Source organism: bacterium (assembly GCA_009926305.1).
Classification (GTDB): domain Bacteria; phylum Bdellovibrionota_C; class UBA2361; order UBA2361; family RFPC01; genus RFPC01.
Map to the genome: position 1 here is coordinate 1 of RFPC01000264.1, position 1,110 is coordinate 1,110.

1 protein-coding gene is annotated in these 1,110 nt (G+C 44.8%); it reads left to right on the plus strand.

The window, feature by feature from the left end:
- A partial coding sequence (locus EBR25_14395) for a DUF4011 domain-containing protein (GenBank protein ID NBW42159.1) occupies positions 1 to 1,110 on the plus strand: 1,110 nt, incomplete at both ends.

Genomic DNA, 1,110 nt, shown 5'->3' on the forward strand with positions numbered 1-1,110 from the left:
CCTTTTCTAGATAGGGCTAGAGACTGTGCGGAGATAACCATCCCGTCCCTTTTGACGCGAGATACTCACTCAAGCCATAGTCGTTTATTGACACCGTGGCAAGGGATTGGAGCTAGAGGTGTAAATAATTTAGCCTCTAAGCTCCTAATCGCGCTCCTTCCTCCGAACGCTCCATTCTTCAGATTAAGTATTGACGACTTTGCTCTCGAAGAATTGACCCAGCAACAGGGCATGAGAGCTAAGGTAGAAGAAGGATTGAATCGTATTGAGCGATCAATCATGAATGAGATCGAAGCGTCTGCGTTGCGGGTCGGAGGGTTTGAAGCTCTTAAACAGCTTCTAGTTACGGGAAATGTCCTGTTATATCTGCCAAATGAAGGTGGTGTACGGGTATTCCGTTTAGACAGATTTGTTGTCCGTCGTGACCCGATGGGCAATGTTCTTGAAATTATCACTAAAGAGAGTGTTTCCATTGAGACACTTGAGGATGATGTAAAAGAACTGATTGTTGGTAAAACCAACGAAGACACAAGCTCAAGAAATAAGCTCATCAAATTTAAGGTATCAGATAAGGCTGGATTGCGCGTTATTGATGAACTTCCTGACCAGCTTGCCCAAGAGCTCCTGTCTGATCAAAAACTCAGCTTCCGACCGGTGCCAAACCCTAAGAGAGAGGAGCTGATAGAGCATGGGTATATCGAATTCCATGAAGACTCGGGAGAGGACGTTGAGCTAAAGGCCTACCCTACCTCTGAAGAATGGGCGAAAGTTCTTGGGTTGAATACCTCCTATGAGCTGCCTGCCGAAGTTGACTCGCAAAATCCTGATAAGCATTCTGATACTAAGATTCAGACCCTCCTTTATCCTCATGAATTGGAGAGTCGAGTATCAAAGTTGCTTCGAACAGCGAATCTTGCGATTCAAGAAACGGGATCTAATATCCTTTACCTGGCGCTAGGCTTTCTTGAGTGGCACGGACACGGAGATTCGAAAAAGCAATTTGCTCCGCTTTTTTTGATCCCAGTATTTCTAGAAAAAGAGACTCTCGATAAGAAAACAAAATTATTCGAATACTCGGTTAGCTTCTCGGGTGACGATATTGTCCCCAAT